This is a genomic window from Lactobacillus bombicola (genome assembly GCF_900112665.1).
GTDB lineage: Bacteria > Bacillota > Bacilli > Lactobacillales > Lactobacillaceae > Lactobacillus > Lactobacillus bombicola.
Window position 1 is genome coordinate 26,909 of the sequence record NZ_FOMN01000002.1, and the last position, 18,316, is coordinate 45,224.

23 protein-coding genes are annotated in these 18,316 nt (G+C 34.7%); 3 read left to right on the forward strand and 20 right to left on the reverse strand.

Features of this window, described 5'->3' with window-relative positions:
- Nucleotides 1-2: 2 nt before the first annotated feature.
- The 6 genes from BM203_RS01655 to BM203_RS01680 all read right to left on the reverse strand — a co-directional run bounded on the left by BM203_RS01655 (nucleotide 3) and on the right by BM203_RS01680 (nucleotide 6,606).
- The gene (locus tag BM203_RS01655) at nucleotides 3-2,672 is read right to left on the reverse strand and encodes a glycoside hydrolase family 38 N-terminal domain-containing protein (RefSeq protein WP_090092259.1); all 2,670 of its coding nucleotides are present in this window, start codon (nucleotides 2,670-2,672) and stop codon (nucleotides 3-5) included.
- Nucleotides 2,673-2,749: 77 nt separating this feature from the next.
- Nucleotides 2,750-3,847, reverse strand: coding sequence for a PTS fructose transporter subunit IIC (locus tag BM203_RS01660; protein ID WP_090092261.1), 1,098 nt, complete (start codon nucleotides 3,845-3,847; stop codon nucleotides 2,750-2,752).
- 3 nt (nucleotides 3,848-3,850) lie between these two features.
- A complete protein-coding gene (locus BM203_RS01665) occupies nucleotides 3,851-4,168 on the reverse strand; it encodes a PTS fructose transporter subunit IIB (RefSeq protein ID WP_090092262.1) in 318 nt (105 codons plus the stop codon).
- A gap of 5 nt (nucleotides 4,169-4,173) precedes the next feature.
- Nucleotides 4,174-4,623, reverse strand: a complete 450-nt coding sequence (locus tag BM203_RS01670) for a PTS sugar transporter subunit IIA (RefSeq protein ID WP_090092264.1) — start codon at nucleotides 4,621-4,623, stop codon at nucleotides 4,174-4,176.
- Nucleotides 4,624-4,833: 210 nt separating this feature from the next.
- Entirely contained in the window at nucleotides 4,834-6,117 is a 1,284-nt protein-coding gene (locus BM203_RS01675; RefSeq protein ID WP_090092266.1) for a glycosyltransferase family 2 protein, read from the reverse strand.
- 9 nt (nucleotides 6,118-6,126) lie between these two features.
- Complete coding sequence (locus tag BM203_RS01680; RefSeq protein ID WP_090092267.1) at nucleotides 6,127-6,606, reverse strand: hypothetical protein; 480 nt, start codon at nucleotides 6,604-6,606, stop codon at nucleotides 6,127-6,129.
- Nucleotides 6,607-6,798: 192 nt separating this feature from the next.
- Between BM203_RS01680 and BM203_RS01685 the strand changes: the two genes are divergently transcribed.
- The 3 genes from BM203_RS01685 (at nucleotide 6,799) to BM203_RS01695 (ending at nucleotide 10,177) form a co-directional block, all read left to right on the forward strand.
- Nucleotides 6,799-7,872 (forward strand): S66 family peptidase, encoded by a 1,074-nt coding sequence (locus BM203_RS01685; protein ID WP_090092269.1) that lies wholly within the window; start codon nucleotides 6,799-6,801, stop codon nucleotides 7,870-7,872.
- A 356-nt stretch (nucleotides 7,873-8,228) separates the two neighbouring features.
- Nucleotides 8,229-8,909 carry an ABC transporter ATP-binding protein gene (locus BM203_RS01690; RefSeq protein WP_090092270.1) on the forward strand — a complete coding sequence of 227 codons (681 nt, stop codon included), beginning with the start codon at nucleotides 8,229-8,231 and terminating at the stop codon, nucleotides 8,907-8,909.
- Nucleotides 8,909-10,177: an ABC transporter permease gene (locus BM203_RS01695; protein WP_090092272.1), complete on the forward strand. Its 1,269-nt coding sequence runs from the start codon at nucleotides 8,909-8,911 to the stop codon at nucleotides 10,175-10,177. The genes BM203_RS01690 and BM203_RS01695 overlap by 1 nt, the downstream gene beginning before the upstream one ends.
- A 40-nt stretch (nucleotides 10,178-10,217) precedes the next feature.
- On the opposite strand, the gene BM203_RS01700 is transcribed toward BM203_RS01695, so the two are convergent.
- The 14 genes from BM203_RS01700 to BM203_RS01765 all read right to left on the reverse strand — a co-directional run bounded on the left by BM203_RS01700 (nucleotide 10,218) and on the right by BM203_RS01765 (nucleotide 18,312).
- Nucleotides 10,218-10,586, reverse strand: coding sequence for a DUF6176 family protein (locus BM203_RS01700; RefSeq protein ID WP_228150092.1), 369 nt, complete (start codon nucleotides 10,584-10,586; stop codon nucleotides 10,218-10,220).
- An 88-nt stretch (nucleotides 10,587-10,674) separates the two neighbouring features.
- On the reverse strand, nucleotides 10,675-11,070 hold the full coding sequence (gene rpsI, locus BM203_RS01705) for a 30S ribosomal protein S9 (protein ID WP_090092275.1): 396 nt from the start codon (nucleotides 11,068-11,070) through the stop codon (nucleotides 10,675-10,677).
- Nucleotides 11,071-11,082: 12 nt separating this feature from the next.
- Complete coding sequence (rplM, locus tag BM203_RS01710; RefSeq protein WP_090092276.1) at nucleotides 11,083-11,526, reverse strand: 50S ribosomal protein L13; 444 nt, start codon at nucleotides 11,524-11,526, stop codon at nucleotides 11,083-11,085.
- A gap of 106 nt (nucleotides 11,527-11,632) precedes the next feature.
- Nucleotides 11,633-12,418, reverse strand: a complete 786-nt coding sequence (gene truA / locus BM203_RS01715) for a tRNA pseudouridine(38-40) synthase TruA (RefSeq protein ID WP_090092278.1) — start codon at nucleotides 12,416-12,418, stop codon at nucleotides 11,633-11,635.
- A complete protein-coding gene (locus BM203_RS01720) occupies nucleotides 12,418-13,215 on the reverse strand; it encodes an energy-coupling factor transporter transmembrane component T family protein (protein WP_090092280.1) in 798 nt (265 codons plus the stop codon). Before BM203_RS01720 ends, truA begins: the two co-directional genes overlap by 1 nt.
- Before the next feature lie 4 nt (nucleotides 13,216-13,219).
- The gene (locus tag BM203_RS01725) at nucleotides 13,220-14,065 is read right to left on the reverse strand and encodes an energy-coupling factor transporter ATPase (RefSeq protein WP_090092281.1); all 846 of its coding nucleotides are present in this window, start codon (nucleotides 14,063-14,065) and stop codon (nucleotides 13,220-13,222) included.
- Nucleotides 14,041-14,892 (reverse strand): energy-coupling factor transporter ATPase, encoded by an 852-nt coding sequence (locus tag BM203_RS01730; RefSeq protein WP_090092282.1) that lies wholly within the window; start codon nucleotides 14,890-14,892, stop codon nucleotides 14,041-14,043. The genes BM203_RS01725 and BM203_RS01730 overlap by 25 nt, the downstream gene beginning before the upstream one ends.
- A 176-nt stretch (nucleotides 14,893-15,068) precedes the next feature.
- Nucleotides 15,069-15,452: a 50S ribosomal protein L17 gene (rplQ, locus tag BM203_RS01735; RefSeq protein WP_090092283.1), complete on the reverse strand. Its 384-nt coding sequence runs from the start codon at nucleotides 15,450-15,452 to the stop codon at nucleotides 15,069-15,071.
- Between the two features lie 26 nt (nucleotides 15,453-15,478).
- Nucleotides 15,479-16,417, reverse strand: coding sequence for a DNA-directed RNA polymerase subunit alpha (locus BM203_RS01740; protein ID WP_090092285.1), 939 nt, complete (start codon nucleotides 16,415-16,417; stop codon nucleotides 15,479-15,481).
- Between the two features lie 45 nt (nucleotides 16,418-16,462).
- Nucleotides 16,463-16,846 carry a 30S ribosomal protein S11 gene (gene rpsK / locus BM203_RS01745; RefSeq protein WP_090092287.1) on the reverse strand — a complete coding sequence of 128 codons (384 nt, stop codon included), beginning with the start codon at nucleotides 16,844-16,846 and terminating at the stop codon, nucleotides 16,463-16,465.
- A 17-nt stretch (nucleotides 16,847-16,863) separates the two neighbouring features.
- Complete coding sequence (rpsM, locus tag BM203_RS01750) at nucleotides 16,864-17,214, reverse strand: 30S ribosomal protein S13 (RefSeq protein ID WP_090092288.1); 351 nt, start codon at nucleotides 17,212-17,214, stop codon at nucleotides 16,864-16,866.
- 23 nt (nucleotides 17,215-17,237) lie between these two features.
- Nucleotides 17,238-17,354, reverse strand: a complete 117-nt coding sequence (rpmJ, locus tag BM203_RS01755) for a 50S ribosomal protein L36 (protein WP_046307548.1) — start codon at nucleotides 17,352-17,354, stop codon at nucleotides 17,238-17,240.
- 14 nt (nucleotides 17,355-17,368) lie between these two features.
- Entirely contained in the window at nucleotides 17,369-17,590 is a 222-nt protein-coding gene (gene infA / locus BM203_RS01760) for a translation initiation factor IF-1 (RefSeq protein WP_090092290.1), read from the reverse strand.
- A gap of 65 nt (nucleotides 17,591-17,655) precedes the next feature.
- On the reverse strand, nucleotides 17,656-18,312 hold the full coding sequence (locus tag BM203_RS01765) for an adenylate kinase (protein ID WP_090092291.1): 657 nt from the start codon (nucleotides 18,310-18,312) through the stop codon (nucleotides 17,656-17,658).
- Nucleotides 18,313-18,316: the final 4 nt, after the last annotated feature.

Sequence of the window (18,316 nt, forward strand, 5' to 3'; positions counted from 1 at the left end):
TCCTAAAATTGACAATAAACTGTTATAAATTTTGCATGTTTTAATTTGGGTAAAACTACTTGATTATTTTCAATTAATAATTCTGATTGACCGACTCCTTTTAAATTAACCAATTTAACAAGCTTAGGAGTCTGGGTGAATACAATTTTCCCGCCTACTTCATGGAATAGTGGATTATATAATCGGATTTCATAGGACTTAGTACCAGGAACTGTTTTAATTGTGCTTGTTACCAAATTACTTTCAAGTTTAAATAAGCTCAATTCCTCTTGGTATTTTCTTTTCACTGGGTTAAATGGAAAAGTTAATCGGCCATTTAAGAACTCTGCGTACTCATAAATTTGTAAAGGAGTATCCCACTGCTTTACTTCATTTGCCAAGCTACTTTGATCATAAGTTGTAGCCAATGTTTTTAAAGCAAATTCAAAAGATAACTTTTTTTGCAATTGAGCCTGTGGTGTAACCACCGTCTCATCACCAGAAGCTCTACCAGGTCGATATAACAAATTTTTTTTGCCCAACATCCCATAAGTACGAAAAATTGTTAACCTCATAATAGAATGGTTTTTCCCAATACATTCATACTCTCTTACACCTTGAGGTATTACAGCCATACATCTTGTATTATTAGATATGGCAACAAAACTTTGCATCGTATTGATTGAAATAGGCATTTCCTGCCATTTATCAGTTTCTTGCCGCCATAAAGTCAGTTCTTTTTCTTTAACTACTTGTCTTTTAACCGTTCCAAATTGCATATCTGCAATACTTGTCTTAGTCACTATTTCACTATCAAAATTAATACACAATCGATGACTTTTAGACTTTCTATTATCAACATTAATTTTAAAAGCAATAATTTTGCTATTTTTAGTTAAAGTAACCTCCAAACTAACTGGCATGGTAGTATCAACAACTTTTTGCGCACGTTTAGTTAAGTTACTTGGTATTTTAAAATTAAAATTAATGATTAACTGATTTTTTAACTTTCCTAAATATTGATAAACTTTATAAGATTGCTGAGTTGAAAAGATATGCATATCTTTTCGTGGTGGTGAATAATTATAGGAGTCCCCATCGTCTCCATTTTCTTCTAGAATAGCTTGATTTTGATAAAGATATTGATTACTTTTATCCAAAATATTTAAACTACCATCGTCGTTAACTTCAATACGGTAAAATTCATTTTCAATCATCTTACCTTCAACAATTCGCTTAAGGTGACGCTCTTGATCAGGTAAAACTGACAAGTATAGTTGCTTATATCCAAATGATGGAATTTGTGTACATTCGATATCTAAATCAATTTGATAAACTTTCTGTGGGTGATAAATTTGCTTACCTGGATCTAATTGAATAGTTGCATCAGTTATTTTTTTTGTTACATCTTTAATATTTGTAATTTCGAATTGAATATTGCTACCCTGCATATCTCGAATTGAAAAGGCTCGGCTTGGTGAATATAGGGTATAATGTAAGACCTCATTACGAATAACTGGCATTGAATTAAATACTGTAAGAGTTATTGGATGATTAGCATTTTCTATCCTAGTAGAAATTTCTCGCATGGTAAGTTCAACTAGACCGGTTGCAAGATCTTGAACTTCTTTATACCGCATTTCAATATCTTCGTTTACACGATCAGAAACACAATTTCCCATTGAATCATGAGCAGCATTTTTAAACATTTTTTTCCAAATATCATTAACTGCTTGCTCTGGATATTCAAAACCAAAGTGATTACCTAATGTAAGTATAGGTTCCATAATATTACTCAAATAAAATTGTAACTTTGTATTGAGCTGTTTAATATCCGCCCTAGAGGAATAAATTGATTTATGCACACGCATGTCTTTTCCACAATCTTGCTCACCACTTATCCGTTTCAATAGTGGATTTTGTTGACGAACTGCCTTGATATATTCTTCAAGCGAAGCAACTTTAAAAGTAAATTTGCCAGCATTAGCATGATTTAATTTACTAGTAAACTTTGGCAAATCAAATCTAATTGGAGCCATATCAGAGCCGTTAGGAAAAAGCAAATTATTAGTGGTTGCTGTCAGAGTAACCGTTTTAAATGGTTCTTCTGTCATTAATTCTGCTAATTTAGTTTCATCAATTACACCACCAATAAAATAGCCACAAGCCATCCGGTAAACTGTAACTTCTGAGCCATCTTCGCCCTGCCAAATAAATTCAGATTTAGAAGCGCTACTTAATGAGAATCCTCGATATAAAACAGCATCATGAATGTCAAATTCTCGGTATATCTGTGGCATACTTGATTCCTGACCAAAGGAATCAGGAACATAAGCAATATTCATGTAGCCACCCAATTTATCGCATTCTTGCATTCCAATGCGTAAATTATTAACAATACTTTCTGCTGAAACCATGAATTGGTCGGTTTGCGTGTACCATGGACCTAAAATCAACCTTTTATTCTTTACTAACTTTTTTACCCGATCCATATCTTGTGGTCGCCATTTTAAATAATCTTCTATAAGTGAAGCTTGTCCATCTAATAAAAAAGAGTGATATTTTATATCATTTGCTAAACAATCGATTACATCTTTTAAATCTTTTAAAAGATAAATTTTTGCAGTAGAAGAAGTAAAAAACCATTCTCTATCCCAATGCGTATGCGGAACAATAAAAACTTTTTTAACCATTATTTCTCCTAAAGTTAAAAACTATAGTTTGAAAATAACGATGATTTAATTTTCAACTATAGTTTTTACCGTAATTATTATTGAATGTTTAATTCTATATCATCATCGCTCATCGATTCTTTACCAGTTGAGTTTTGATCAGTAAAGTCTGCAATTAATGGTGCTACAATTGCAATAAATATAGCACAAACTAAAATTCCAGCCAGATATGCAATAATATTATCAGCCGTTAAAATACCAGGCAGTCCTCCTAAAGGGGGAATATGTGATTTTACTCCTAAAAAAGCTCCAGTAGCTGAGCCTAAAGCACCACCAATGATATTCACAATAATCAGTTGTGGAGCCTTCATCATAAACGGAATTGCACCTTCTGTAATTCCAAATGTACCCATAATCAAATTATTATGACCCATTTCTAAAAGTTCAGAAGAAAAACGATTTCTAGGCCAAATAAAACTCATAATGGCGTAACCCATGGGAATTGCACAAATAGCAATATTAGTATATAGACATGGTTGATAAATTCCCTCGATAAAGAAGAAATTTCCAACTCCCCAGGCTGCTTTATTAACGGGGCCACCAAGATCAACACCAATCATGCCTCCCATAATAGCTGCGAGTAAAATTGCATTCGTCTTTTGTTCAACCATGAATTTTACCCATGAAGTTAAACCCTTATTAATCCAAGCTAATGGTGGTGTAAGCACCACACCTACAAATAAGGCAACTGAGCCCACTGTTAAAAGCGGCATAATAATTAGTTCAATTGCTGAATTCCATTTATCTGGAACGTTAATCTTTCGGCACCACCGTGCAACATACCCAGCAATCAGTCCCGCAACAATTGCTCCGATAAATCCTAATTGATTGTTAGTAGCAAGCTGACCACCAATAAATCCTGCACCTAATGCAGGTTTATCTCCTAGTGCATAAGCGATGTAACCGCCAATAACTAAATTAACTAACCCAATTCCAATCCAACCAACCTGATTGATTTGATACAACATATGAAAAAATCCACTAGATTTTGCGAATTTTGATAAGTCACCATAGCCAAAGCACATGCCAATCAACTGTGGCACTCCGACTACTAAGGCACCACCAATTACAGTAGGAATCATATACGAAATCCCACTCATCACGGCTCCTTCCCATTCTTTTAGCAACCGTTTCATTTTTTAGTCCTCCTTTTTAATCGCGGCAGCACACTTCTTCAAAACAGCTTTTGGTGCTTTAATACAAGTATTAATATCTACCCTAATTACAGGCTTGCCTTCAAATCTTTCCATACTGGTAATTTTTTGGTCAGAAGCAATGAGTACAAAATCTGCTATTTTTGCTTCTTCTTGAGTAATTGCATTAACTGGCCCCATCATCCCCTGTTGTTCAATCTTAACATTCCAACCTAATTCTTTACCTGCCTTCTCTAAGGCTTTAGCTGCCATTGGTGTATGTGCTAAACCTGCTGGACAAGCTGATACTCCGACTACATTCATAATTGTTACTCTCCTATTCTTTCATTAATAAAATTTGCTATTTCATTTCTATTAGTCATTCGCCGTAATTCTTTTTTAAAATCGTGTTCCAATAAGGCTGTCGATAAATTAGCCAACATTTTTAAATGCTCATTGCCTACATTTTGAGGTGGAACCATCAAAGCAAAAACATCCGTTACTGGTTGATCATCATATGTTTGCCACTTTAAAGGATTTGCCAATCTAAAGTATAAAAAGCCAGCCTTTTTAACAGCAGCAGTTTTAGCATGTGGAATAGCAAAACCATCTTCTAAACCAGTAGAAAATTCCTTTTCCCTATCAATAAAGCTCTTATTTAAAGCTTTAGCATCCGTGGTGTAACCTGTTATAACAGCGACTTCTGAAATGTACTTTAACAAAGAATTAATGCTTGATTCACTTACATTTAGAAAAACGTTTTCCTGTGAAAAATTCATTTTTATTATCACTTCCAATTCCTAAAAGGCTTTACTGAAATTAAGCCTAACTTAAATTGATTATTTTGTAATTAGTAACAATTTCCATTTAAGTTGGAAAAAATATAATTTAAATATTTTTACTTTATTTTGCTTTTTTAAGAAACATAAAAAGCGTTCTTCTAATTAGAAAAACGCTTTTAAATTAATTAAAACAAAATTACCTAAAGACTATCTTGTCGGACTGACCCAAGTACCGGATCCATAGCCCAAGATCGTTTTTACTGCGGGAATAAAAGTAGTAATTATTGTAATAGTATTAATTACCCATAAGCATAATAAATAAATAGGGGCGAATAAAATATAACTTAATTTATTCCCACGAGTATCAATCAATAAAGCCGTAGTCAGCTGTAAAGTTCCGGCAATCATTTCAAAGCAAATAAGTAATAAAGTTGAAAATATTAAATATAACAGCTGTGGCCAATTTTGCGTAGCACAATAATTGATTACTAAAAAAATAAAAATTATTGACGAGATAGCAAAAAAGAACGACCACAGAATACTAAATGTTTGGTCAAATAATAATAACGATTCGCCTAAATTTTTAATGGGATGGCGTAAAACTTTTAATAAGTTAGTCAACCAAACTTCCGTACCACCCTTAGCCCAACGTTTACGCTGATGGTATAAATCTTTTAGTGTTTCCGGCACTAATGTATAAGAAATAATATTAGGGGCAAAAACTGACAGCCAATTATTTAATTGATGGTCCCACGCAATACTAATATCTTCAGTAGCACGATCTTGACGAAATAAGCCTACATCCATTAAGGCGCTTTTACGATACATCGTATTTGCGCCACTGTACGCAAAGATACTACCAAAAACACCCATTTCAGCCCGCTTAATGATTCCAACAATACTAGAAAATTCAACAGTGATTGATTTAGTAATCAGTTTAGTCCGATTCCTAACCTCAACATTAGAAGTTACGGCTGCAATATTTTGTCCTTCTGGACTATTAAAGTAATTAACATATCGGTTTAACGCATCCGGTTCTGGGATGGTGTCAGCATCGTTGCTAAGTACAAGTTCTCCCTTAGCAAAAGCTACCCCGACGTTAAAAGCATGGGCTTTACCCTTATTTTTTTCAACTCGAATAACACGCAAATTGGAATAATGTTTTTGAAGGGATTGTAAAATTTGTGGTGTTCGATCTGTGGAACAATCATCAATTACTAAAACTTCATAATTATTATAATTTAATTCATTAAGTAAATAAGTAACAGTTTCTTTTAAACTTGCTTGTTCATTATGGGCTGGAATCATAATCGTAATAAAGGGCGCCTTATTTTCAGCAATAGTAGTAAAAAATTTCTTCTTATTGCGAAATACATATCTATAACATAATCCTCCGACAAACCAACCCAATCCACCTAGAATAGGATAAGAAATTAAGATTAAGAATAATCCATTTAGTAACGGTTTAATTGTTGACCAAGTTATATCCATCAATTAACCTCATTTCTTAAACAAACGTTGCGCAAAATCATTTTCAAGATTTTGTTCTGGTTTAACACTATAGAAATTATATTGCTGGCGCTGTTTTAAATTACCAAATTTTTCGGTCCAACCTTGCTCAATTAATTTTTCATGTCTCATACGGCGCTTTTGATCAACTACTCTATGCTTGGTCCAAACAAAAGCAAAATGACGGTTATTATGAACAGTCAAAAATAAATAGGTTATTATAATGATAATGAAGATAATTATAAAAAATTCAATTAAAAATTTCATAGGTAAAATAATATCCGAATAATATTTAATATGCGCTTTTTGAGCAATTTGCGGAAAATGTAAAATTATATAAACGCCAATAAACGGTGAAATAACACCCAGCCAGCCAATTACGGCAATTATTGTTTGCCTTATCTTTAAATGCCAATTTCCTGAAGTAAAATAGTCATCTTGGGCTAAGTCAGAAAAAGATCTATGACTCATTATTAGTTTCCTCCTTATCTTATTCCATTCATGGACACCTAATTCTTTTATATTTACTTTATTATTATTACTATTTTAGGTCAAGAAAACAGAAATTATTAAATTGTTTTTGATTTTTCAACATCTATTGTATTTACTTAACCTATGATATACTGATGTTTAATTATTTTATAATAAAAAGGAGGTTAAATTTTGTTAGTAAAACCACATCAATTACAAAAAGGTGATCAAGTAGCACTAATTAGTTTGTCTAGTGGTGTCTTAGGCGAAAAGCAGGTTCTTCATGAACGAAAATTAGGGGAAAAGCGCTTAAAAGAACTAGGTCTTAAATTTATTTATATGCCTAATTCTTTAAAAGGAACTACTTACCTAAAAAAGCATCCCAATGAACGGGCTAATGATTTAAAAGAAGCTTTTATGAATCCTGAAATTAAAGCAATTATCGCGGCCATTGGCGGTGATGATACTTATCGCTTGTTACCATATTTAATGGAAGATTCAGATTTTATTAAAGCAGTACAAACAAGCCCCAAACTATTTACAGGATTTTCGGACACGACAAATAATCACCTAATGTTTTATCGATTAGGGATGCAGAGCTTTTATGGACCTAATTTTTTAAATGATCTCGCAGAATTAGATGTTAGTATGCTAGAATACACCCTAAACACTTGGAATCATTTCTTTATTAACCCACCTACAACTAATATTCCTGCAAGTCAAACTTGGTATGAAGAACGAACCGATTTTTCGCCTAAAGCAATCAATCATCCTCGAATTAGCCATCGCGATACTGGTTATCAAGTGCTTCGAGGAAATGGAATTATTCAAGGGCGACTTTGGGGTGGCTGCTTAGACAGTCTCTATGATGACTTGACCCAATATCGTTATCCTGATCAAGCCGAAATTATTCGGCATTACCGATTAATTTTATCTCCCCAAGAAGCTCAAAACATCATTTTATTCATTGAAACTAGTGAAGAATGTCCCTCTCCAGATTTATATGCCCAAATGCTTGATCAACTAGATCAAGCAGGTCTTTTAAAATCTGTTCGAGGAATCTTAATGGGAAAGCCGCAGAACAATTGCTATGTTAACGAATATCAGACCAAGCTTTTAGCAACCACTGCAAAATATCAAACACCCATTTTGGCAAACGTTAATATTGGTCATGCCTATCCCCACACCGCGCTTCCTTACGGCGCTCTTGCGCAAATTAACCTTGATCAGTCTTCTTTAAAAATTTTAGAACCATATTTTTCTTAACTTAAAAGCGTTATCCAAAACATTGAATAACGCTTTTTAAAATTGCTACCTTTTTAATAATTAGCCTTTTTTTCTATATATCTGAACCACCTTAATTTTAAACTAATTCTATTCATTTTTAATAACTTGTAATTCCACTTTACCTACCTTTGTTATTTTATAGTAGCATTGCTTCCGTCCCTGAAATGGTTCAGCGCATGTTAGCAAGTATTTTTCTCTTTGCAAACTGGCAAATAATATGAATAAAGCAAAATATTCTATCATTTGGCATATATTTTTTATATATATTTAATAAAAAGCTTGAATTTAACTAATTTTGGTGTATTATTTATATATCACACTAAAGGAGAGAAAAAATGAGCTTATTAGAAACTCGTAATGTGGTCAGAACTTATGGTAAAGGCACAACCAAGTTTGATGCATTACGCGGAGTTAGTTTAGCAATAGATAAAGGTGAATCAGTTGCCATTATTGGTAAAAGTGGATCTGGAAAATCAACTTTAATGCATATTATGGCGCTTCTTGATCAACCAACTTCCGGGAGTATTTTATTAGATAACCAACCAACCAACAAAATTAAAGGGCGAGCTTTAAATAAATTACGTAATCAAACTTTTGGTTTTGTTTTTCAACAATTTTTCTTAAATGCTCAAGATACCGTTCTTGAAAATGTAATGTTGCCATTAAAAATTGCTGGTGTAACGGGAAAAAGGCGCCGTGAATTGGCTTTAACTGCAATCAAAGCAGTTGATCTTGAAAGTAAAGCTCAAAATAAAGCAAATAACCTTTCTGGTGGTCAAAAGCAGCGTGTCTGTATTGCTCGCGCACTAGTTAATGAGCCACAAATTATTTTTGCTGATGAGCCAACTGGTAACTTAGACTCAACTACCGGAGAAATGGTAGAAAATATTTTGTTTAAGTTACATCGTGAAAAAGGAATTACCTTAATCATCGTTACTCACGATCCTGATCTGGCTCAAAAATGTCAAAGACAAATTCAAATTAAAGATGGTCTAGTAGTTGAAGGAGGAGCATAATGAAGTATCGCGATATTTTAAACTCGGCTGCCAGTAATTTATGGCACAACAAAGGGCGAACATTTTTAACAATTATCGCTGTGCTAATCGGGGCTTTAACCCTGAGCATTACAATGGGGATTAATTCTGGTGTCAATAATTACTTAACCAAACAAATTGGAAACGTTGGTAATACTGAGCAAATGATTATCGCTCCTAGTTTTTCCAGTAGCAATAGTAATGGTGCACCAGAAAGATACAATGCTAATAAAAGCAGCAATAATGCGGACGGAATGTTGACTAAAAATGACCTCAAGAAAATCAAAACAGTTAAAGGTATAAAAGATATTAAAGCATTAAAGGATAGCAACGTTACTTATGTCCAAGGACTTAATAAAGTCAAATATGTTATCGATGCTCAGCCAACCTTGGGAATTGCTTATGACTTAAAAGCCGGGCGACAAGTTGCAATTTCAGGTAATTCATCAGAAATTCTTTTAACTAAACAAATGATGAAAGCCTTTGGTTATCACAATGCTCAGCAAGCTTTAGGAAAATCAATCACACTTGTGACTAATTCACCCGTTACCAAAAAGAAGGAGAAGATCTCAGCAACAATTGTAGGTGTTCGTAACGATAGTATGGTCAGTAGCGGACAAAACGTCTACAGTCATGGCTTAAGTCAAAAAATAATTAAGGCCAATCAAGATGGCATGCCTACGGCACTTAAAGATCGCTATGTTGAAATTGTAGCAACACCAACCAGTAAAAATCCTGACAAAATCGTAACAATCGAAAAGAAATTAGCTAAAAAAGGTTACACTGCCCAAACTTTAAAGGATGCGGTTAAGCAACTCTTTCAAACCTTTAATATTGCAACAGGTGTATTGATTATTTTTGGAGCAATCGCTCTTGTAGCCGCCAGCTTTGGGGTTGTTAATACTCTTTACATGTCAGTTCGTGATCGAACACGGGAAATTGGTCTAATGAAGGCTTTAGGATTAAGCCAAGGCAAAGTTTTTTCTATTTTTAGTTGTGAAGCAATTTTAATTGGTTTATTTGGATCACTTCTAGGGTTACTTGGAGCTATGGGGATAGGTCAGGCCTTAAATTCAGTTGCCAGGAAGACTTTCTTAAAGGGAATCGATGGCTTTACCCTAATTCAATTTAATTGGCCTAATAGTTTACTAATTATTGGAATTATTTGCTTAATTACATTTTTAGCGGGAACACTGCCAGCTAGACGAGCAGCTAAGCTCGATCCGATTACCGCTTTAAGATATGAATAAAAAAAAGACGAAAGTAAACTTTCGTTTTTTTTTTTACTTTTTAGTTTTCTGCTTTTTTTATTATTTGCTCAAGTCTAGGAGCTAATAGGCTTTGTTCTAATATCATGTCAACTGGATGATATTTTTCATCAATACATTCATCCCAGTATTCTAAATGTTTTTTATCAATATAGCTCCCAGACTCTTCCACTGCATTCCCCCCAATACCTTGAATTGAATACCAGTAGAAATATGTATAGCCATCTTGATTATCTTCTTTAAATACAGTTTCAATGTACATTTTTTCCCCAGCCATAGTTGCAACGGTATCTTTATGATGCTGATTAAGAAAATCCATCCACTCTTGTGCTTTTTTTTCTTTACCCTTTTTTATTCTAAATCTTGTGAGCTCTATCTGAACATTGATCAATTTATATTTCCTCGTATAAAAAAGCATCAATCTCTGATTGATGCTTTTAAAATTACTAGTAATTAACCAGTATAAATTCAATAAAGAATTAACGCTTACTAAATTGTGAAGCTTTACGGGCTTTCTTCAAGCCTGGTTTCTTTCTTTCAACCATTCTCGGATCACGAGTTAAGAAGCCAGCCTTCTTTAATGGGCTACGGAAATCTGGATCAACTTCAAGTAAAGCACGTGCAATTCCCAAACGAATTGCACCAGCTTGACCTGAAAAACCCCCACCATTAACGTTAACTTTAACATCATATTGATTTTCAGTTTCAGTCAAAGTCAATGGTTGCTTCAAATCCTTAACTAAGTTAGGGAATGGAATATATTGATCAATATCTTTATTATTAACAGTGATCTTACCAGTGCCTGGTACTAAGCGTACACGCGCAACTGAATTTTTACGGCGACCAGTACCTGCATATGCAACTTGTTGTGCCATTTATGTAACCTCCTAGATTAACTTGTTAATGTCTAATGCTTCAGGTTTTTGTGCTTCATGCTTGTGTTCAGCATCAGCATAAACATGCATCTTCATAAATTCTTGATGACCAAGAGTATTCTTTGGAAGCATCCCCTTAACTGACAATTCAACTAATCTAACTGGGTTATTAGCAAGTAATTCACCAGCTGGAGTGGCCTTAATGCCACCAAGATAACCAGAGTGGTGGTAGTAAATTTTGTCAGTAGCTTTCTTACCTGTCAACTTAATCTTGGCAGCGTTAATAATAATAACGTTATCACCAGTGTCAACATTAGGTGTATATTGAGGCTTATTTTTGCCTCTCAAAATAGTTGCTACTGCTGTAGACAGACGTCCTAGAGAGACATCTGTTGCGTCAATAACATACCACTTACGTTCAATTTCATTAGGTTTTGCTAATTGTGTAGTACGCAATTTAATTTCCTCCGTTTATACGTTGTTTGAAAACAATAAGATTCCGGGGCCTATCGTGGACAAACATACCATATTAGAATACGTCCTTTTATAAAAAAAGTCAATATTATTTACTGTCTTGCCGATATTTTATTGGAACATCCTCATAGAAAACGTGGTATAGATAGAGACCATTTGCTTGTGCCGTTTCTCGAACCTGATTACGATCTTTAGCTTTTATTATCCGCGGTATATCATTAACTGGTCGTTTGCCATTACCTATTTCTAATAACGTTGCTACTAAAATCCGAACCATATTATATAAAAATCCAGAACAAATAAAATCAAATATTAACTCATTGGCCTCCTGGTCAAAATTAACATCAGTATAATACATTGTACGAACTTTATTCTTAATTTGACCACCACTAGCAGTAAAACTCGTAAAATCATGTGTCCCAACTAAATCTTGAGCAGCAATTTTTATTTTTTCTACGTCAATGGGGTAAGGATAGTGACCCGTATAAAAGCGCTTAAATGGATCAACAAAGCGATCTAAACTCATTCGATAGCGATACCACTTACCTTTAGCGCTATAGCGAACGTGAAAACTTGGATCAACAATTTCACATTTTTTAAAAATAATGTCTAATGGCATCATTGAATTGAGGGCATAAATCATTCGCTCGGTTGCAATTTTATTGCCAGGATAATCAAAATGAATAACTTGGTCATAAGCATGGACGCCAGCATCAGTTCTACCAGATCCTTCAATTGGAACTATTTCTCCCTTAGTCATTTTAATAAGCGCTGCTTCAATTGTCTTTTGAATAGTGCGCTGGTGTGGCTGGGATTGAAAGCCATGAAATAAATGCCCATCATAGGCTAAAGTCATCTTATATCTTGTTTTCATTAATGTGTCCTAAATATTAATAATAAAATAACTAAAATTATAAAATAAACCAAATTAATTAAATCATATAATGACCACTGCAATATTCGATATCTAGTGCGCCCTTGATCACCGCGATAGCCGCGCGATTCCATTGCAGTTGCTAAATCAATTGCCGTTTCAAGAGAACTAATAAAAAGAGGAACCAAAAGAGGCGTAATTGCCTTAGCCCGAGTTATCAAACCGCCATTATTAAAATCTGCACCCCGTGCACGTTGGGCATTCATAATTTTAAAAGTTTGGTCAAATAAAGTTGGCACGAATCTTAAGGCAATTGACATTACCAAAGCAATTTTATCAACTGGAACCTTAAACAATTTCAGCGGTGTTAAGAGCCATTCAATCGCATCAGCAATTTCTAAGGGCATAGTTGTCACCGTCATAACTGTTGAAATTAAGACAATAAGCGTAAAACGGATAAAAATATAAATTGCATTGATAATACCATAACTTGAAACTGCTAGCATCATCCATTGCCAATATACTTTGCCACCTACGGTAAAGAATAATTGTAACAATGACGTGAAGAGGATTAGCCAAATGATTGGTTTTACTCCATCCCAAAATACTTTACCTTTTAATTTTGTAGCAGCAACTGCTACTAAACTAAAAATTGTCAGGATTGCATAAGTAGCTGGATTATTAGCTAAAAAAATCACAAAAATAAAAAGAATAGTCGCAACTAACTTTCCGCGCGGATCCATTTTGTAAACTATCGAGTCACCAGCAATATAGCGGCCAATCAAAATTTTATTCACAAGCTCACTTCCTTAAATTATACTTGATTCCGGCTATCAATTCTTTTTTTGTTAGCGGTAAATCAGTAAATGTGTAATTCGTTAGTTGCGAAGCAAACAATGATGCCCTGGGTTCATCCAAGTAATGCTTTTTTAACCAGCTACGATCGTTAAATATTTTCTGCGGTACATCATGCTTAATCAAGCGTCCCTTTTCCATCACTAGGACATCATCGGCATACTCTGCAACATCATCCATATTGTGCGTAACTAAAATAATAGTATGGCCAGCTTTTTGATATTCAAAGAAAAGTTGCATCATTTTTGCTCTGGCACGTGGATCAAGACCAACCCCTGGTTCATCCAAGCAAAGAATTTCTGGTTCATAGGCCAATACTCCTGCAATTGCTACCCGTCTCATTTGCCCACCTGATAATTCAAAGGGTGACCTATTAGCAATATCTTTTGGTAATCCAACTCGGTCTAACCACATTTGCGCACTAGCTTTTGCTTTTTCTGAATCATAGCCAAAGTTTTTGGGTCCAAAAGCAATATCATCAAGAACTGTATTTTCAAATAACTGTGTTTCTGGAAATTGAAAAACTAAACTGACATGCCGCCGTAATTTTTTTAAATGCTTATCAGTAGTTTCTGGTGTTATAAGACTACCCGCAATTTTGATTTGTCCACTAGTGGGCTTTAATAGTGCATTGAAATGTTGCATTAAAGTCGACTTACCACTGCCAGTATGACCAATAATTGCTGTAAAAGAATTATCTTTTAACTCAAAACTAACATTATCTAGTCCTTTTTTTTCAAGTGGAGAACCTTGTGAATAAACATAACTCACTTTTTGGAATTTAATTGACATAAGTAATTAATCAACTCTTTTTCTGAATTTATAGTATCCGGTATATTTATCGCATTACTCTGCAAATCTTTCTTTACTTGTTGAACAAATGGTACAGTCAGTCCTAGTTCATTTAATAACTTAGTTTTTTTAAAAACAGACTCAGGTTTTCCCTGAGTTACTATCTGACCATCATTCATTACCAGTACTTGATCGGCTAAAGCTGTTTCATCAATATCATGTGTAATTGCAATCACAGTTAGTCCATATTTGTCTTTCATTTGCTGTACAATTTGCAACACCTGACTTCTTCCATCGGGATCTAACATAGATGTGGCCTCATCTAAAATAATAATTTTAGGCTTAATAGCAATAATACCTGCAATCGCCACTCTTTGCTTTTGCCCGCCGGAAAGAGAACCTGGTTCTGAATCTGCATATTCACTCATTCCAACAGCTGCAATTGCTTTAGGAACAATTTTCATCATTTCTAGGCGAGAAACTCCTCGATTTTCTAATCCAAAAGCCACATCATCTGCTACTGTAGCGCCAACGAATTGATTATCAGGATTTTGAAAAACAACCCCAACACGGTCCCGTATATCCCAAACAGTTTTTTGGGTGAGCCTGATTCCATCAACTTCAATTTTAGAATTAGCATTTTCGCCCGCATCAAGTAACCCATTTATTAAACGAATAATAGTCGACTTACCACTTCCATTATGTCCAATTATAGAAGTCCATGAACCTCTTTCAATATCAAAAGTCACATTATTAATTGCGGGCTCTTTCGCATCAGGATAAGTAAAACTCACATTTCTAATTTTAATAATATTATCTATCGTCATGCTTTTGGCCTCCTAAGGTATGAGTTAATTGTACCAAAAAAAGGCAAAAAAAATCACCCATGAGGAGGGATAATATGCATTATCTAAGCTAGACTAAACTTTCGTCATCATCCTAACGCTTATTCTCACTCTCATGGATAATTCTTAATAGCTATTAAGTTTTGGTTACTCTCAAATTAAACTAATTCCAAAATAACCATTGGAGCACCATCACCCTTACGAGCAGTGGCTAACTTCATAATTCTGGTATAACCACCATTACGATCTTTGTAACGAGGTGCGATATCACTGAAAAGTTTTTGCAAAGCTGATTTAACAACAACTGCATCTTTTTCTTCATGGATGTCAGCAACTTCATTACGAACAAAGGCAGCAGCTTTTCTTCTAGCTGCTAAGTCACCACGCTTACCTAAAGTAATCATCTTTTCGGCAGTTCTGCGTACTTCTTTAGCACGAGTTTCAGTAGTAACAATGCGTTCATTCATAATTAATTGGGTGGTCATCTCTCTAAGCATTGCTTTTCTATGTGCACTATCCCAACCTAATTTACGGTATGCCATTCAGTTTACCTCCTTTTATTTTTCAGTTAATCTTCTTGACGAAGTGAAAGTCCTAGGTCAACTAATTTATTTTTAACTTCTTCTAATGATTTTCGACCTAAGTTACGTACACGCATCATGTCTGCTTCTGTTTTGTCGGTTAATTCTTGCAGAGTATTAATGCCTGCTCGCTTAAGACAGTTATAAGAACGAACAGAAAGATCAAGCTCTTCAATCGTCATTTCAAGCTTTTTCTCTGCTGTATCGTCTTCTTTTTCAACCATTACATCGTTAAATTTAGTACTTGTATCAGCATTTTCAAACACTTTAAAGTGCTCTGCCAAAATTTTGGCAGCAAAACTTAGGGCGTCATTAGGCTTGATTGAACCATCAGTCCAAATCTCTAAAGTGAGCTTGTCAAAATCGTCTCTCTTACCAACACGAGTTGATTCAACTTGGTAATTAACTTTTTCGATTGGTGAAAAAAGAGAATCAACCGGAATAACACCAATTGGCATGTCTTCACTCTTATTGTCGCTTGCTGCAACATAACCACGACCATTCTTAACGGCAACTTGCATATGTAAATGTCCGCCGTCTGCAATGGTACAGATATATTGGCCAGGATTTAATATTTGAATATCAGCGTCAATCTTAAAGTCATCAGCAGTTACAACTGCTGGACCTTCAACGTCAATTTCAATAATTTTTTGTTCATCTGAAAAAGACTTTAATTCAAGCTTCTTCAGGTTCAGAATTATTTTGGTAACGTCTTCTTTTACACCAGGAACGGTTGAAAATTCGTGCAGGACATCATCAATTTGAACATATACTAATCCTGTACCTGGAATAGATGTTAGTAAAACTCTACGTAATGAGTTACCTAAAGTAGTACCAAAGCCTCGTTCAAGTGGTTCAATAACAAATTTACCATAAGACTTCTCTTGGTCCACGACGGTAATATTTGGCTTTTCAAATTCAATCATTACTAGACCCCTTTCAAAACGCAACGTCTTTTATTAAGAAAAAAATTAAACACGACGACGTTTTGGTGGTCTAGAACCATTGTGAGGAACTGGGGTAACATCACGAATTGCAGTAATCTCCAACCCAGCAGCTTGCAGTGATCTAATAGCAGATTCACGACCAGCACCAGGACCTTTAACTGAAACTTCTACATGCTTCATACCTTGATCCATGGCACTCTTAGCAGCTGCTTCGCCAGCCATTTGTGCTGCAAATGGTGTAGACTTACGACTACCTTTAAAGCCCAAAGCTCCGGCTGATGACCAAGCAATTGCATTACCTTGAACATCGGTAATCATGACTAAAGTATTATTAAACGTAGAATGAATGTGAGCAACGCCTTTTTCAACGTGCTTCTTCACACGACGCTTACGTGCTGTTTTAGGCATCAATAAACCTCCTTATTTTATTTATTCTTCTTACTACCCTTACGAGTACGTGCGTTATTCTTGGTATTTTGACCACGAACTGGGAGTCCACGGCGGTGACGCATACCACGGTAAGAACCGATATCAATTAACCGTTTGATATTCATACTGACTTCTCTACGTAAGTCACCTTCAACACGGTATTTATCAACTTCTGCGCGAAGCTTTTCTTGATCATCTGGAGTCAAATCTTTTGAACGTATGTCTTCAGAAACACCAGCATCCGCACAAATTTTCTGAGCTGTTGGTTCACCAATACCATAAATATATGTTAATGCAACAACTATTCTTTTATCTCTTGGTAAGTCAACACCAGCAATACGTGCCATAAATTGCACCTCCTATTTTATTTTTAACCTTGACGCTGCTTGTGTTTTGGATTTGCAGGGCAAATAACCATTACACGACCATGTCTTTTAATAATCTTACAATGTTCACACATTGGTTTAACAGATGGTCTAACCTTCATGTTTCCCTCCGTTATTATTTTATAAACCGATAAGTAATTCTACCTTTTGTTAAATCGTAAGGAGAAAGTTCTACAGTCACACGATCTCCTGGTAAGATACGAATATAATGCATTCTAATCTTACCGGAAACGTGTGCTAAAATTTCAGCCCCATTTTCCAATTCAACTTTAAACATAGCATTAGGTAAAGTATCAACCACTTTACCCTTTACTTCAATGACATCATCTTTTGCCAAAGCTGTTCCTCCGCATTTAAACAGTCATTCTTTGAAATTATAACACGGATAAATAAATATACAAATTATTCCTTTTTACTTAATACCGTGTCAACTTGTTCAAAGACTTTTTCTGGAGTTTGTTCACCATTAACAATAGTCAGCAAACCATTCTTTTGATAATAGTCTTTCAAAGGTGTATTCATTTTTTCATTAACTTGTAAACGATTCTTTACTACTTCAGGCTTATCATCTTCACGTTGATAAAATTCATGGCTACCACAACGATCACAACTACCTTCAACTTTAGGCATCTTAGTAATTTTATTATAAGTTGCGCCACATTTTTTACACATAAAGCGTGCTGATAACCGACTAACCAAGGTTTCTTCTTTAACTTCTAATGAAATAACTTTAGTCAAAGGCTTGTTAAGTCGCTTAGTTATGCCTTCTAAAGCTTCTGCCTGAACAATTGTCCTTGGGAAACCATCTAAAATATAGCCTTCTTTGATGTCAGGCTGATTTAAACGTTCCTCTACTAACCTAGCAGTAACTTCATCAGGTACTAGATCACCTTTATCAATATAACTTTTAGCTTCAAGACCAACTTTGGTCTCATTAGCCATTGCTTCTCTAAACATATCCCCAGTTGAAATATGAGTTAGATGATATTTATCGACAATTTGTTCTGATACTGTACCCTTGCCAGCACCTGGTAATCCTAAAAGAAATAAGTTAATCATTTAT